This window comes from Pseudomonas sp. A014 (genome assembly GCF_052378495.1).
In the GTDB taxonomy this organism is placed as follows: domain Bacteria; phylum Pseudomonadota; class Gammaproteobacteria; order Pseudomonadales; family Pseudomonadaceae; genus Aquipseudomonas; species Aquipseudomonas machongensis.
Map to the genome: position 1 here is coordinate 4,307,496 of NZ_CP199001.1, position 14,200 is coordinate 4,321,695.

Annotated in this window: 13 protein-coding genes; 5 read left to right on the forward strand and 8 right to left on the reverse strand. The window is 63.6% G+C overall.

What is annotated here, in order from left to right; translation table 11 throughout:
* Positions 1-26: 26 nt before the first annotated feature.
* On the reverse strand, positions 27-596 hold the full coding sequence (gene efp, locus ACTYOL_RS19995; protein ID WP_054891957.1) for an elongation factor P: 570 nt from the start codon (positions 594-596) through the stop codon (positions 27-29).
* Between the two features lie 48 nt (positions 597-644).
* The gene (earP, locus tag ACTYOL_RS20000; protein WP_444756964.1) at positions 645-1,775 is read right to left on the reverse strand and encodes an elongation factor P maturation arginine rhamnosyltransferase EarP; all 1,131 of its coding nucleotides are present in this window, start codon (positions 1,773-1,775) and stop codon (positions 645-647) included.
* A 143-nt stretch (positions 1,776-1,918) separates the two neighbouring features.
* On the opposite strand from earP, the gene ACTYOL_RS20005 reads away from it, so the two are divergent.
* Both ACTYOL_RS20005 and ACTYOL_RS20010 read left to right on the forward strand, forming a co-directional pair.
* A complete protein-coding gene (locus ACTYOL_RS20005) occupies positions 1,919-2,305 on the forward strand; it encodes a hypothetical protein (RefSeq protein ID WP_197892917.1) in 387 nt (128 codons plus the stop codon).
* Between the two features lie 2 nt (positions 2,306-2,307).
* The gene (locus ACTYOL_RS20010) at positions 2,308-2,790 is read left to right on the forward strand and encodes a GreA/GreB family elongation factor (RefSeq protein WP_054891960.1); all 483 of its coding nucleotides are present in this window, start codon (positions 2,308-2,310) and stop codon (positions 2,788-2,790) included.
* A 9-nt stretch (positions 2,791-2,799) separates the two neighbouring features.
* Here ACTYOL_RS20010 and ACTYOL_RS20015 read toward each other — a convergent pair whose 3' ends face one another.
* Positions 2,800-3,732, reverse strand: coding sequence for a LysR family transcriptional regulator (locus ACTYOL_RS20015; protein ID WP_444756965.1), 933 nt, complete (start codon positions 3,730-3,732; stop codon positions 2,800-2,802).
* A 121-nt stretch (positions 3,733-3,853) separates the two neighbouring features.
* Between ACTYOL_RS20015 and ACTYOL_RS20020 the strand changes: the two genes are divergently transcribed.
* Positions 3,854-4,603: a 3-oxoacyl-ACP reductase family protein gene (locus ACTYOL_RS20020; protein WP_054891962.1), complete on the forward strand. Its 750-nt coding sequence runs from the start codon at positions 3,854-3,856 to the stop codon at positions 4,601-4,603.
* 34 nt (positions 4,604-4,637) lie between these two features.
* On the opposite strand, the gene ACTYOL_RS20025 is transcribed toward ACTYOL_RS20020, so the two are convergent.
* The 5 genes from ACTYOL_RS20025 to ACTYOL_RS20045 all read right to left on the reverse strand — a co-directional run bounded on the left by ACTYOL_RS20025 (position 4,638) and on the right by ACTYOL_RS20045 (position 10,948).
* Positions 4,638-5,984, reverse strand: coding sequence for a TolC family outer membrane protein (locus tag ACTYOL_RS20025; protein ID WP_065862102.1), 1,347 nt, complete (start codon positions 5,982-5,984; stop codon positions 4,638-4,640).
* A 10-nt stretch (positions 5,985-5,994) separates the two neighbouring features.
* On the reverse strand, positions 5,995-7,287 hold the full coding sequence (locus ACTYOL_RS20030; RefSeq protein ID WP_444756966.1) for an HlyD family type I secretion periplasmic adaptor subunit: 1,293 nt from the start codon (positions 7,285-7,287) through the stop codon (positions 5,995-5,997).
* Positions 7,284-9,005, reverse strand: coding sequence for a type I secretion system permease/ATPase (locus ACTYOL_RS20035; protein WP_444756967.1), 1,722 nt, complete (start codon positions 9,003-9,005; stop codon positions 7,284-7,286). The genes ACTYOL_RS20030 and ACTYOL_RS20035 overlap by 4 nt, the downstream gene beginning before the upstream one ends.
* A gap of 37 nt (positions 9,006-9,042) precedes the next feature.
* Positions 9,043-9,354, reverse strand: coding sequence for an AprI/Inh family metalloprotease inhibitor (locus tag ACTYOL_RS20040; protein ID WP_234465198.1), 312 nt, complete (start codon positions 9,352-9,354; stop codon positions 9,043-9,045).
* A gap of 136 nt (positions 9,355-9,490) precedes the next feature.
* Positions 9,491-10,948, reverse strand: coding sequence for a serralysin family metalloprotease (locus tag ACTYOL_RS20045; RefSeq protein WP_054891967.1), 1,458 nt, complete (start codon positions 10,946-10,948; stop codon positions 9,491-9,493).
* A 442-nt stretch (positions 10,949-11,390) separates the two neighbouring features.
* Here ACTYOL_RS20045 and ACTYOL_RS20050 point away from each other — a divergent pair, with 442 nt between their 5' ends.
* A complete protein-coding gene (locus ACTYOL_RS20050; protein WP_444756968.1) occupies positions 11,391-11,765 on the forward strand; it encodes a hypothetical protein in 375 nt (124 codons plus the stop codon).
* Between the two features lie 235 nt (positions 11,766-12,000).
* Positions 12,001-14,133, forward strand: coding sequence for a TonB-dependent siderophore receptor (locus ACTYOL_RS20055; protein WP_444756969.1), 2,133 nt, complete (start codon positions 12,001-12,003; stop codon positions 14,131-14,133).
* Positions 14,134-14,200 lie beyond the last annotated feature (67 nt).

Sequence of the window (14,200 nt, forward strand, 5' to 3'; positions counted from 1 at the left end):
CGGGTTTTTTGTGGGCGCCAGAAGGATTACTTCTTGGTACGGCCCTTGAAGCTGTTGTCGCGGGTATCGATATCGATCCACTCGTCGATTTCGATGAAATCGGCGACCTGGATTTCAGTACCGTTGGCCAGCTTGGCAGGTTTCATGACCTTGCCGGAAGTGTCGCCACGAGCAGCGTTCTCGGTGTAGACGACTTTGCGGCTGATGGTGGTCGGCAGTTCTACCGATACCAGACGGCCTTCGAAGAAGACGGCTTCGCAGACATCTTCCATGCCTTCTTCGATGTACGGCAGAACGGCGTCGATGTCTTCGGCGTTCAGTTCGTACATGGTGTAGTCGGTGGTGTCCATGAAGGTGTATTCATCACCGTTGATGAACGACAGGGTCGCTTCTTTGCGATCCAGGATCACGTCGTCCAGCTTGTCATCGGCGAAGTAGACGGTTTCGGTCTTGTAGCCGGTCAGCAGGTTCTTCAGCTTGGTCTTCATGATCGCGCTGTTACGGCCCGACTTGGTGAATTCCGCTTTCTGGACCAGCCACGGGTCGTTGTCGATCCGCAGTACGGTACCGGGTTTCAGCTCTTTACCAGTTTTCATTACGAAGTATCCGAATCTGGATGGATTTATAAAAATCGAGGCCGCATATCATATCCAATTTCGGTAAAACTGTACCAGCGCTGTGGCAAGGTCCGGCCGAGTGGCCTGTTCCAGACACCATTGCCGGGCGTGCGTCTGCAGTTGCGGCCAGTGTTTCAGCACCCCGCGCCAGGCCTCGCTCATGTCACGATCCATGTTCCAGGCACGCCACAACGCCACCAGTGCATCTGCGGCATCGTCCGACAGCCCCTGTCGATAGATCTTGAGAAAAGCCTCGAGCTTTTCCCAGTGAGCGTTCTCTTCCTGCACGTAGATGTGCCACAGGAGAGGGCGCCCGGCCCACTGGGCACGCACGAAGGAATCCTCGCCGCGCACGGCATTGAAGTCGCAACACCAGAGGATACGGTCGTAGTCGTCCTGGCTGACGAATGGCAGCACCTGCAAGGTCAGCGCCCCGCGCTGGCGCACCTCGCCCACGGCCAGTCGTTCACCCAGCCACGCATGCAAGTCGGACAGGATTCGACCTTCGGGGACCAGCAGGTGGGTGGGCTGATCGTCTGCCGCCAGGGCTTCCAGCCAATGGCCCAACTGCGCGTTCTCGTAGGCGAACAACGACATCAGTCGCGCCTCGGGCGCAGGCTTCACGCCGAGGCCGGCAAGGAATGCCTTGCGCGCGGCAGCATCCTGCTCGAACGCAGCACGCTTGCCCAGCAGTTCGCCTTCACGCAGCAAGCCGCCGGTATTGGCGGTGAAGCCCGGGAAGAAAAACACTTTGCGCAGGCCATTGGGTTGTGGCGACGGCAGCCCATGACAACCCTCGACCCAGTCTTCGGCGCTCAGGTATTCGAGGTTCAGCCACAACGCTGGTGTCGAGCGCTCGGCCAGGGCTTCGACATAGGCCGCCGGCAGTCGGCAACCGAAGGCACCGATCACCACCTCGGCGGTTTCGCATGCGGGCCAATCGACCGGCCAATGGCATACCTCGACGCCCTGCTGATATTGCCGCGCGGCCTGTGGATCAGCCTCCGGGCACAGGCGTGCAAACGCGTGCAGGTCGTCCACCCAAAGGCGCACGGTCAACGCATGCTCATTGGCGAGCTGGCGCGCCAGGCGCCAGGTGACGCCAATATCGCCGTAGTTGTCGACGACCGTGCAGAAAATGTCCCAGGTGGCTTTCACGACCACTCCCCTCGCAGCGCAGAAAACCATGGATTGTGCGGATAAACCGGCACCGACAAAAGCGCTACCCGCACCCGGCAATAAAACAAATCGCACAGCCATGCGACAATGGCCCCTCGATCGACCCCTGCCAGGAGGCCACGATGCCCCGTCGCCGCGAACTGAAGATCACCCTGAACCCTTTGCAGTTGATTGTCTGCGTGGCCTTCGGCCTGTGGCTCGGCGCCGTCGCCATCGCTTCAAGCCTGTGGCTGGCCTGGCAGCTGTGGCCACAGCAGGTCGAGCCACTGGCCCAGGCAGTGGCACCGGCACGCAGCGCCCTCGCCCCAGTTGCCCCGCCGCAACCGGCCGACGCGCAGCAGGCGATGTTCGAGCGCTACAAGGAAATCCTCAACACGCAGCAAGCCCAACAGGCCATCGAGGCCAACCCGCGCAACCTGAACAACCCCAAATGCCAGTTCTGGCTGCAGCAGAACCGCAATGCACCGACCGACAAGAGCCAGGCCAACGTGCTGGAGTTCTGCCGCTGACCATGGACAAGCCAACCCTGCTCGCGCGCATCATCGACACCCTCGAGCACGACATGGAGGTGCTGCGCCGCGCCGCCCAGACCGCCTACGAAACCGCCACCGCCGAAGAGAACATCGCCGAGAACAAGTACGACACCCTGGGGCTCGAGGCCTCCTATCTCGCCACCGGCCAGGCGCGCCGTACCGCCGAAATCCGCCAGGCGCTGCTGAGCTACCAGCAATTACTGCTGCGCGACTACGATCCGGCGCGCGGCATCCAGCTGAGCAACCGGGTAACGCTTGAAGATGAGCAAGGTCGCCAGCAGTTGCTGTTTCTCGGCCCCGAGGGCGCCGGGCTGAAAATCGGCGAAGGCCCTGGACGGGTGACCGTGATCACCCCGCGCTCGCCGCTGGGCAAGCAGTTGATCGGCAAGAAACTCGATGACGAAGTAAGCCTGGTGCTCGCCGGGGTGGCGCAGGTGCAGTTCGTTGTCGAAGTCGACTGACGGCAGGATTCAGGCGCCTGCCATCGCATCGAACTGCTTCGCCAACCGCTGCGCCTCGAAACACGCCAACAGATAGTCGATGAACGCGCGGGTCTTGCCCGGCAGCAGCTTGCGCTCGGCGTAGTAGACGCTGACGCTGCCATCGTCCACATACCAGTCCGGCAACACCCGGCACAGGCGTTTGCTGGCCAAGTACGGCACGGCGAACGGCATGCTCACCAAGGCAATGCCCAGCCCTTGCTCCGCCGCAGCGCAGGCTGCATCCGAGTCGCTCATCGTCATCGCCTGGCGCAGGTGCAGCGGGCGCTGCTCCTGGTTGCGGCTGGTCAGCGGCCAGGAGCGCACTCGCCCGGTCTGCGGTGAACGGATCAGGATGCCGTCGTGCTGGGGTAGTTGTTCCGGCATCTGGATCGGCGCGTGCCGCTGCAGGTACTCAGGCGCCGCTACCAAGACCCGGTGTGCAGGCGCCAGCTTGCGCGCAACGACACCCGGCGGCAGGTCGAAGCCGCCGCCAATCGCCGCATCGAACCCTTGGCCGATGAGGTCGACCTGGCGGTTGTCGAAATGCCAGTCCGGGACGATCGCCGGGTATCGGCGCAGGAACTCTCCCAGCAACGGCAGCACGTACAAACGCCCGAACACGATGCCCATGCTGACCCGCAGCACCCCGGCCGGTTGACCTTCGCTACTGGCCAGGTTGGCCACAGCGTACTGGATGCTGCGAAAACTCTCGCTCACCTCACCGAGAAAGCGTTGCCCGGCCTCGGTCAGGGTCAGTTTGCGCGTACTACGCTGGAACAAGCGCACACCCAGGCGAGATTCCAACTGGGCGACGTTCTTGCCCACCGCCGCAGGTGTGATGGACAAACGCCGGGCGGCCTCGGCGAAGCTGCCGACCTCGGCACTGGTGATGAAGCACTCGAGGCTGCTGAAGGATTCCATAAGCGATTCCCAACCAGAAGTTCACTCTGATGATAGCGATTGCGATCTTATCAGCAGGTAATCACACGCCGATACTGGCCCCATCCAAGGCACACCGCCTTGCTCGCTTCAGGAGAGCAGCATGTCCCACGTATCGAACCTCGAAGGCAAAGTCGCCCTGGTCCAGGGCGGTTCCCGCGGCATCGGTGCCGCCATTGTCCGGCGCCTGGCCCGCGAAGGCGCACAGGTCGCCTTTACCTATGTCAGCTCTGCTGCCCCCGCGCAGGCCCTGGCTGACGCCATCAACGCCGAGGGTGGCCGCGCTCTGGCCCTGCGCGCCGACAGCGCTGATGCCAGCGCGGTACAGCAAGCGGTGCACGACACCGTCAAAGCCTTCGGCCGCCTCGACATCCTGGTCAACAACGCCGGCGTATTGGCCGTGGCGCCAGTGACCGAATTCGACCTCGGCGACTTCGACCGCATGCTGGCGATCAACGTGCGCAGCGTGTTCGTGGCGAGCCAGGCCGCGGCCCGACACATGGGCCAGGGTGGCCGGATCATCAACATCGGCAGCACCAACGCCGAACGCATGCCGTTCGCAGGCGGCGCGCCCTACGCCATGAGCAAGTCCGCGCTGGTCGGCCTGACCCGCGGCATGGCCCGTGACCTCGGCCCTCAGGGCATCACCGTCAACAATGTGCAGCCTGGCCCGGTGGACACCGACATGAACCCGGCCAGCGGCGAGTTCGCCGACAGCCTGATCCCGTTGATGGCGATCGGACGCTACGGGCATGCCGATGAAATCGCCAGCTTCGTCGCCTACTTGGCAGGGCCTGAGGCTGGCTACATCACCGGCGCCAGCCTGCTGGCCGATGGCGGTTTCGCCGCCTGAGCAATTGCGACAGGGAGCGGCCCACTGGCCGCCCCTATCCGCCAGCCGCCACGAAGGCTTCGTCCACCCGCGCCAACTGCGCTTCGCTCAAGGTCCCTGCTTGGTAATGCAGCTTGATCCAGGCCAGCAGGTAGTCGTAGCGCGCCCGCGCCAGGTCACGCCGGGTGGTCGCCAGTTGCTGTTCGGCATTGAGCACATCCAGACTCACCCGCTCGCCTCCCTGCACGCTCTTGCGCGTCGACACCACCAGCGCCTCGGCCGCCTGCAGCGCCCGCTCATAGGCACGCAAGCGACTGGCGCCGGACTCGCAGGCGTTGTATTGCTTGCGCAGTTCGATAAGCGTGTTGCGCGTATTGCCATCCAGTTCGTACTCGGCCTGCTCCAGATGCCGGCTGGCCTGGCGCGTCGAAGCGCTGACGCCACCACCGGCAAACAGCGGCACGCTGATCTCGATACCGACGGTGTTGGTGTCGTAGCGCTGATTGTAGGTGTTACCACTGTCCGACTCCTGGCGCCGCGAAGTGGCGAAGGCGCTGACCTTGGGCAGGTGCCCGGCGCGATTACGCTCGACTTCGTAGCGCGCCACTTCCAGCGCATGGCGCTGCGAGCCGAGTTGCGGGTTGCTGGCCAGCGCCAGCGATTGCCAGGCCTCATAGCTGGTCGGCGTAACCTGCGGGAAGGCGAAGCCACTGCGCAGCGGCGCCAGCTCATCGATGCGCACAGCCGGCTCGCCGATCAGCGCACCGAGTTCGCGCAATGCGGCATCCTCGTCGTTACGTGCCTGGATTTCCTCGGCATCAGCCAGCTCGAAACGTGCCTGGGCCTCGAGGATGTCAGTGCGCGTCCCCTCACCGGCCTGGAACAGGCGCTGGTTCTGCTGGAATTGCTGGCGGTAGGCCTGCTTGCTGGCCACGCTGATAGCGATCTGATCCCGGGCATACAGGGCCTGGGTGTAGCTGGTCATCACCCGCACCAGCAACTGTTGGCTCTGGTCGCGGAAGCTCTCGTCGGCAAACAGCGCCTGGGCCACCCCCTTGCGGTAGGCGGCATAGGCTTCATAGTCGAACAGCGGTTGCTGGAGGATGAAAGTCGAGCCATAGCTGTCATAGCGCCTGTCTTCGCTCGAACGACGCGAATCACCGAGGTAGCTGGCTTTCGAATCGTTGCGACCCTTGTTGTAGCTGTAGGAAAGATTGGGCAGCAGGCCTGCACGTCCGATGGCGCGGTACTCCTGGCCTGCCTCGCGGGCCTTGAAGGCGGCGAGGTAGGTTGGATCGCGGCGCAAGGCCTGTTCGTAGACCTGAAACGGCCCCATGCCGGCCTGGGCCAGTGTCGGCAGCAGCACGCAGGCCGCCAGCAGACCGGTTGCAGATGATTTCATCGCAACGTCCTTATTGTTCGGTCAAGGCGCTGCCTGCACGGTCGAGCAGGGGCTTGAACAGGTAGTTGAGCAGCGAGCGCTCGCCAGTGCGCACGAACAGTTCGGCGGGCATGCCCGGACGGATCGACAAGCCCTGCAAACGCGCCAGCGCCTCTTCGCTGACGGTGCTGCGCAGCACGTAGTACGGCTGGCCGCTGCGCTCGTCGAGCAACTGGTCGGCCGAAATCAGCGCCACCTCGCCGGTGACCCGTGGCGTGCTGTTCTGGTTGAAGGCCGTGAACAGGATATCGACCGGTAACTGCGGCGCGACCTTGTCCACCAGGTTCACCGGCAAGCGCCCCTCCACCTCCAGCGCTGTGCCTTGCGGCACGATCTCCAGCAACGTGTCGCCTGCCCGCACCACTGCACCCTCGGTGTGTACGCCCAGGTTGACGGCGATGCCGTCGGCGGGTGCGAGGATCTCGCTGTGACGCAACTCGAAGCGTGCCGAGTTGAGCTGCTGCTCCAGCGTCGCGGCCTTGACCTGGGCCTCGGCCAGTTGGGTGCGCACCTCTTTCTGGTATTCCTCGCGGCGCTGCTGCAGGTTGAGCCGGGCCTCGACGATGCCTTGCTCCAGGCGCGCGCTGTCGCCCGCGTTCTGCGCCAGGTCACGTTGCACCTGGGACAATTGCCGCTGGTATTCGAGCACCCGATTGCGCGGGATGTAGCCCTCGCCGGCCAGCGGGCGCAGATTGTCCAACTGCTCGCGCAGGGAGTCAGCCTGGGCCTGCAGGTCGCCCCGTGCCCGGCGCATGCCGGCCAGTTGGGCCTGGGAGCCTTCGATGCTGGCCGACACCGCGCCCTGTTCACGGGCCAGGGCCTGGCGACGGCTATCGAACAGCTGGCGCTGACCTTCAACAACCAGGCCGAGTTGCGCATCGGACTCATCCATCAGCTCCGCAGGAAACTGCACCTGCCCCACGTTGTCCCGTTCACCGCGCCAACGCGCAAGGCTGGCCTGGGTCATGCGGTACTGGGCCTGCAGCGCCTCGACATCTGCTTGTACCTGGGTACGATCGAGGCGGAACAGCGGCTCCCCCTGACGCACCATCTGCCCTTCGCTGACCAGAATCCGGCTGACCACCCCGGCAGCCATCGACTGCACTGCCTTGCGCTTGCCCGACACCACCACGGTGCCCTGCACCGCCACGCCCTGATCCAGCGGCGCAAGGCTGGCCCAGGCCATGAATCCGCCAAACCCCAGCAGGGTCAGCAGCCAGCCAAGGCGCACGTAGAAGCGTGCATCGCTCGTCACGCGGCTCATGCACCACCTCCGGCTTGCAGCGGCCGCTGTGCGGTGCCCTGGCCCAGCGCCTGGAGAATATCCCGCGCAGGGCCAAACGCCTGCACGCGCCCGTCATTCATTACCAGCAGTTTGTCAGCCTGGGCCAGCGCCGCGCTGCGATGGGTCACCAGCACCACCGTGCGCCCCAGAGCCTTCAACTGGACGATGGCATTGGCCAACGCCGCCTCGCCAAGGCTGTCGAGGTTGGAGTTGGGTTCGTCGAGCACGATCAGACACGGGCTGCCATAGAGCGCGCGCGCCAGGGCAATGCGTTGCTTCTGGCCGCCAGAGAGGTCGCCACCGCCCTCGCCCAGGCGCGTGTCGTACCCCTGCGGCAAGCGCAGGATCAATTCATGCACCCCCGCCAGACGCGCAGCCTCCACCACCTTATGGCCGTCGAGCTCGCCGAATCGGGCGATATTCTCGGCAATGCTGCCACGCAGCAGCTCGATACTTTGCGGCAGATAGCCGATATGCGGACCGAGCGCATCGCGGTCCCACTGGGAAAGCTCGGCGCCATCCAGGCGCACATGCCCCGCCAGCGGTTGCCAGACACCCACCAGCAACCTGGCCAGGGTCGACTTGCCGGACCCCGAAGCCCCCAGCACCCCCAGCACCTCACCGGGCGCCAGGGCAAAACTGACCTGCTGCACGGTGGCGACCCTGCGCCCCGGTGGCCCGCCGCTGACCTGCTCGATGGACAACTGACCGTCAGGCGCTGGCAGCGACATTGGCACTGGTGGTTCAGGATGCTCCTGCAGCAAGGTTTCCAGGCGCTTGTAGGCCAAGTGGGCACCGCTCCACTGCTTCCACACCGCGATGAGCTGGTCGATCGGCGCGAGCACCCGGCCCATGAGAATGGAGCCGGCGATCATCATGCCCGGCGTCATCTGGCCCTCGATCACCAGCAGCGCACCCAGGCCCAGCACCAGCGACTGCAAACACAGGCGCAGGGACTTGCTGGTGGCAGTGATCACTGCCGACGTGTCGCTGGCCCGGTTCTGCAACTCGAGAAAGCGCCCGTGCAAGGCGAACCAGCGCTGGCGCAGCGCGCCGAGCATGCCCATGGCCTGGATGCTTTCGGCGTTGAGCAGTTGGCTGCCGGCCAGGCTGCTCGACTGCTGCTGCAGGCTGCTCGCTTCGGCCAGCGGGCGCTGGGTCAGGCGCTCGTTGAGCACGGCCAGCAGTACCAACAGCAAGGCTCCGGCACTGGCGAGCACACCCAGCCAGACGTTGAACAGAAAAATCACCGCCAGGTACACCGGAAACCAGGGGGCATCGAAGAAGGCGAACAACGCAGGGCCGGTGACGAACTGGCGCACCTGGGTCATGTCGTTCAAGGCCTGGCCAGCGGCGCCATCACCTTGGCGCAAGTTACGCTCGAACGCGGCGCGATAGATGTTCAGGTTGAAGCGCTGTTCGAGTCGATGGCCGACGCGAATCACAATGAAACTGCGCACCGCTTCCAGCACGCCCATATATACGAAGAAACCCACCACCATCAGGGTCAACATCCACAAGGTGGTTTCATTCTGCGAAGTCAGTACACGGTCGTACACTTGCAGCATATAAATCGACGGCACGAGCATGAGAATGTTGATCAGCGCAGTAAAACAACCGACGCTGATCAACGTCGATTTGAATTCGCCAAGTGCCGCCCACAAAAGTGCGCCGGGCCTGTTGCTCGGAAGTTTCATGTTTCGCCCTTATTGCCGTTATAACTTGGCCGGGTAATTAATTGTCCACACGCTCCAGCACCACTGCACTGCCGGCGGCTGAAGTCCAGGTATAGCGACCGGCGCCCTGTCGGCTGAAATGCACCACCGTGCTGCCGTCGCCGCCCACCAGTGCCAGGGTGTCGGGTGTCACCAGCCAACTGCCCGGACGAATCCCGAGCAAGCGCTCGGCGCAGGCCAGGTCGCCGTCAAGCGCGCCCTCGCTGGCCGACAGGCGCAGGGTGCAGGCATTGGCCTGCTGCTGCTGCGGATAAAGCGCCCAGCGCCCGGCCAGTTGCGCGGCGTTGGGGAGTAGCAGGCTGCTCGCCATACCTACCTCGGTCATAGACATCAAGGGAATCGCGCCCAGCGCGATCATTCGTTTGATTGCTCGCATCCATCCACCTCGCGTGGTCCATGTGGCTGGGAGCGACCCGCGCAGCGCTACGCGGGCCGCTCCCGGCCCGTCAGACCACGATATCCGTGGCGACGGCCTGACCTACGGTGGTCACCAGGAAGTCAGCCAGACTATTGCCGGTGAAGTCGATGGACAGGCTGCCCAGGTTGGTCGCCTGGTCGTAGCTGAGGACGGCCTCGCCGGCATGTCCGGTGAAAGCACTGACGAACTCTAGCGGTAGCTTGCCCTGGGAAAACGCCGAGATGGCTGACAGATCAATCTTGTCCTGACCGCTGACAAAATCCATGATCCGGTCCGGCGCCTTGGCTGTAGAATCGCTGATGGCCCCATAGACGAAGGTGTCCGCACCGCTTCCCCCCCAGAGGGTGTCAGCCCCGCCACCGCCGTAGATGATGTCGTTGCCGGCACCACCCTTGAGCACGTTGGCCACCGCGTTGCCGATCAACAGGTCGTTGCCCGAACCGCCGATGGCGTTTTCCACGGTCACGCCCTTCGCGATCGAGACGTTCCCGATCATGCCGCCAACATCGGAGAACGAAGCCTCGTTGAGGTTGATCTTCTGGTTCTGGGTGAACCCGGAGAAGTCCAGAGTATCGTTGCCGCCGCCATCCCACACGCTGAACACCACCTTCGACGAAGCCGAGGTGGCCGAGTAGAAGTCGCGATCAGCCGTGGAGTTGAAGCCATACACGGTATCGCCCGAACGCGTGGCGTAGTTGGCGCCGTAGAGTTTCTGGATCGCCGCGATGTCGTCCATCAGCGGGGCCGACGCGTAGTACTGCCCGCCGCCCTTGACGAAGTTCTGCGCGGTGTTGCTTTCGCTCCAGTAGCTCATGACGCTGTAGCCGCGGGTGTCCTGTGCATACGAAGCGTCACGGTAGCTCGGGTTGCCCTCGCCGGCGTTGTAGTCACCGGGGTGGGACAGGCCGAGCACGTGGCCGATCTCGTGGGTCAGGGTCTGGCGACCGTAGTTGCCAGTGTCGGGATTGATGTTCACCTGATAACCGCTATTGATCAGGTACCACGACTCACCTTTGTGCGAACCCCATCCGTCGAACGGCAGGTAGGCGAACGCCGCGCCACCGTTGCTGGCGCTGAAGTTGCCGAAGGTCATGTGACCGTCGCCGCCCGAAGCTGCCTCGGTGAAGCTCAGCTTGGCCACGTCGGCCCAGGACTCCATGGCCAGCTTGGCCTGGGCTTTCTGCTGGTTGTTGAACTGGCTGAAGCTGCCCAGGCCACGGCTGACGAAATCCGCCGGCGCTTTGGTCAGGAAGGTGTAGGTGAGGCTGATGGTGCCGTCCTTGTTCAGGTCCTTCCAGGACGCCCCGTCGCGCAGCAGCTGGGTGGCTGCCTGATCGACGGTGAACGAAGGTTTGCCATTGATGTTCGCACCACCGCGATCGTACTGGTGGGCGAAACTGTTGATCAGCCCGAAGGCCGAACTCGGCCCGTTCGGTTGCAACACCGAGGCAGCGGAAACAACAGCATTTGCTTTGACTTTCGACATGCAGACACTTCCTTGTTTGCGGAAAAGTTGATGTTCGACAGGAACGCTCAAACTTTCGGCGAGAGCATCCTGTCACTCGCCCTTGTGAGGCGCAAAAAAACTGACACATTCAGAAACTTTCTGTCCAGTGTTTTTTGACGCCAATCTTCCGAACGGAGAAATAAGCCGTGTGCCGCTGTTATTTGCGCAAACTGTTATGCATCAGGTGTATTGAGGAGTACCCATACTCCAGATAATGACTGACCGGTTTATTATTCAATGCCGGGAAGTTTTATTATGAAAAAGCGACGTCCTGCTGATGATTCAAGACCGTTGTTCGTTAATGGCATCTGGCCTCGCGACAACCGGTCGCACGACCCTCCGTCGCCTGCTCGTTGACTTGCCGAGGGGCGCGGCGCTCAGTAGGTGCTGGTCACAGCCCCTCCACTGACAGGACGACACAATGACAAGACTCACGGTGCAATCCGGCGATTTCTTGCAAGGTGAAGGCGAGTATCGCAACGGATCGCTCACACTCAAGACCCCACGCAGCCAGGCCGGTGAGCGTATCTCTCTGGCCCGTATCAAGGACCTCCGGCTCGCCAGCCTGGAATCGAACCGCAACCTGGGCGCCACCCTAGGCTGGGGTGTAGCCGGCGCCCTGGTGGCCGGGCCGGTCGGCATGCTCGCCGGATTGTGGCTTGGCGGCAAAGAGGAGGAAGCCACCTTTCTCGCCACTTTCAAGGATGGCCGCAAGCTGCTGGCCATTACCGATGGCAAGACCTGGTCGAAGATCGACGACACCTGGCGCCAGCGTCAGCGCTCGAGCGCCAGGTAAAACGATCGGGTTCGAGTTCGTCTGCATGATCGAGGTGTTCCTTTCGCGGGCAAGCCCGCTCCCATGGGTACCCCACTGAACGCAAGAGCAGTGTGATACCCATGGGAGCGGGCTTGCCCGCGAAAAGAACACCGCACAGCCCCTGACACCCCTGCTACCATTGCGCCCCCTTTGCCAACCGCCCCACCGAATGCCGCCGGAGCAACCGGCGCGTCCGCCTTCCAAGGAGCCTTGCATGACCTCGCTTCGCCCCCGCCTGCCCTTTGGCCTGCTTGGCCTGGGCCTTGCGCTGCATGCTGGCCAGGGTCTGGCCGATGAACGCGTGACCCTCGCCCCCTTGCAGGTCACCGAACGCAGCGGCGATGACGGCTATCAACCTCGCGAAGCCCAGGTCGGCGGCTGGCATGCCGCACCGCTGCTCGACACCCCGGCCTCGGTCAGCGTGTTCAGTCGCCAACTGCTCGATGATCGCCAGGTACGCCTGCTCAGCGAGGTGCTGCAAAGCGATGCCTCGGTCGGCGAAAGCTACGCGCCGATCGGCTACTACGAGAACTTCAACGTGCGCGGCTTCGAACTGAATGCCGCCAGCAGCTACCGGATCAATGGCCAGACCATCGCCGGCGAGCAGAACGTGGCGCTGGAGAACAAGCAACAGGTCGAATTGCTCAAGGGATTATCGGGCCTGCAGAGCGGCGTGTCCGAACCCGGCGGGCTGGTCAACTATGTGACCAAGCGCGCCGAGGATGTGCGCAGTGTCACCGTCTCGACCAACGAGCAGGGCGAACGCTACCTGGCCACCGACCTCGGCGGCTGGTTCGGCAGCGAGAAACAGTTCGGCCTGCGCGCCAACCTCGCCCATGAAGACATCCGTTCCTACGTCGACCATGCCGACGGCAAGCGCGACTTCGCCTCGCTGGCATTCGACTGGCAGATCAACCCCGACGCCACCCTGCAACTCGATGTCGAGTATCAGCACCGCGAACAGCGCTCGGTGCCCGGCTACCAGTTGCTGGGCGGCACCCAGGTGCTCCACGGCATCGACCCGGACGACCGCCTGGCCTACCAGCATTGGGCCAAGCCTGTGACGAACGACTCGTTGAACCTGGGCGGACGCTTCGAGTACCGCTTCAACGAAGCCTGGACCGGCACGCTCAGCGCTTCGCGCAGCAAGGTGGTGATTGACGACTACAGTGCGTTCGCCTGGGGCTCCGGCGACGACGCGTTCTTCTCCGGCAACGGCGACTACGGCATCTACGACTTCCGCAGCCCCGACGACATCCGGCGCACCGACGAACTCCAGGCCACCCTCGAGGGACGTTTCCAAGCCTTGGGCCTGCAGCATGAACTGACTGTCGGCAGCAGCGCCCAGCGCCGGACCCTTGATCAGCGTCCGTATTACAACGAGTGGCTCGGCAGCGGAAACATCTACACCGGCGCGCCCGCTCTGGCGCCGTCCGAAAAACCGATCGGACATAGCGAACGCCGCCTGGACAGCCGCCAGTACGGCCTGTTCGTCAGCGACCGCATCAGCTTCAACGAGCAATGGCAGACCGTACTCGGCGCCCGCGAAGTGCGCCTGGACGAAAAGACCTGGGACGAAACCGGTGCTGCTGGCCGCCATACCCGCCAGTACCAGTTGCTGCCCAACGCCGCCCTGATCTACAAACCGCAAGCGGACACCACGCTGTACGCCAGCTGGTCCAAAGGCCTGTCGGCGGGCGGTACCGCGCCTTGGTTCGCCAGCAACGCTGCCGAGATCCTCGCCCCGACCCTGTCGCGCCAACTGGAAGTAGGCATCAAGCGCGACTGGAAAGGCATGAGCCTGAGCGCAGCGCTGTTCCAGATCCGCCAGGCCTACCAGTACGCCCGCCCGCAGGAGGGTACGGCCCCGATCTATGTGCAACAAGGCCAGCAGAAGAACACCGGCCTGGAGCTCGGCGCCAGCGGCTGGGTGACATCCAACCTGCAGTTGCACGCCAGCGCCGCCGCAATCCGCGCCCGGGTGAAGAACAGCGGCACCGACGCCTACGAGGGCCACCAGGCGATCAACGTGCCTCGTCTGCGCGCGGCGCTGCAAGCCGAATACAACCTCCCGGTGCCGGGCCTGGCACTGCTCGGCGGTGCACGCTACAGCGCCAGCAAGTACGCGAGCCAGGCAGGCAACGTCGAGGTCGGCGGCTACACGGTATTCGATATCGGCAGCCGCTACCGCATCCGCATCGGTGACTACGACACCGTGCTGCGCCTGACGGTCGATAACCTCTTCAACAAGCGCTACTGGCGCGATGTGGGGGATTACCTGGGCGACAACTATCTGTTCCAGGGCGCGCCGCGCACGGCAAGACTGTCGGCTTCGGTCAGTTTCTGAATATATCGCGTCCCCTGCGGACACCGGCTTGGTCGGTGTTCGCGGGCGAGCCCGCCAAGCCGGATTT

Bases quoted from the DNA above. Each gene is read 5' to 3' on its own strand.
- efp (WP_054891957.1), bottom strand. From the start codon at position 596: ATGAAAACTGGTAAAGAGCTGAAACCCGGTACCGTACTGCGGATCGAC.
- ACTYOL_RS20020 (WP_054891962.1), top strand. From the start codon at position 3,854: ATGTCCCACGTATCGAACCTCGAAGGCAAAGTCGCCCTGGTCCAGGGC.
- ACTYOL_RS20015 (WP_444756965.1), bottom strand. From the start codon at position 3,732: ATGGAATCCTTCAGCAGCCTCGAGTGCTTCATCACCAGTGCCGAGGTC.
- ACTYOL_RS20035 (WP_444756967.1), bottom strand. From the start codon at position 9,005: ATGAAACTTCCGAGCAACAGGCCCGGCGCACTTTTGTGGGCGGCACTT.
- ACTYOL_RS20025 (WP_065862102.1), bottom strand. From the start codon at position 5,984: ATGAAATCATCTGCAACCGGTCTGCTGGCGGCCTGCGTGCTGCTGCCG.
- ACTYOL_RS20055 (WP_444756969.1), top strand. From the start codon at position 12,001: ATGACCTCGCTTCGCCCCCGCCTGCCCTTTGGCCTGCTTGGCCTGGGC.
- ACTYOL_RS20045 (WP_054891967.1), bottom strand. From the start codon at position 10,948: ATGTCGAAAGTCAAAGCAAATGCTGTTGTTTCCGCTGCCTCGGTGTTG.
- ACTYOL_RS20030 (WP_444756966.1), bottom strand. From the start codon at position 7,287: ATGAGCCGCGTGACGAGCGATGCACGCTTCTACGTGCGCCTTGGCTGG.
- ACTYOL_RS20050 (WP_444756968.1), top strand. From the start codon at position 11,391: ATGACAAGACTCACGGTGCAATCCGGCGATTTCTTGCAAGGTGAAGGC.
- ACTYOL_RS20040 (WP_234465198.1), bottom strand. From the start codon at position 9,354: ATGGCGAGCAGCCTGCTACTCCCCAACGCCGCGCAACTGGCCGGGCGC.
- ACTYOL_RS20005 (WP_197892917.1), top strand. From the start codon at position 1,919: ATGCCCCGTCGCCGCGAACTGAAGATCACCCTGAACCCTTTGCAGTTG.
- ACTYOL_RS20010 (WP_054891960.1), top strand. From the start codon at position 2,308: ATGGACAAGCCAACCCTGCTCGCGCGCATCATCGACACCCTCGAGCAC.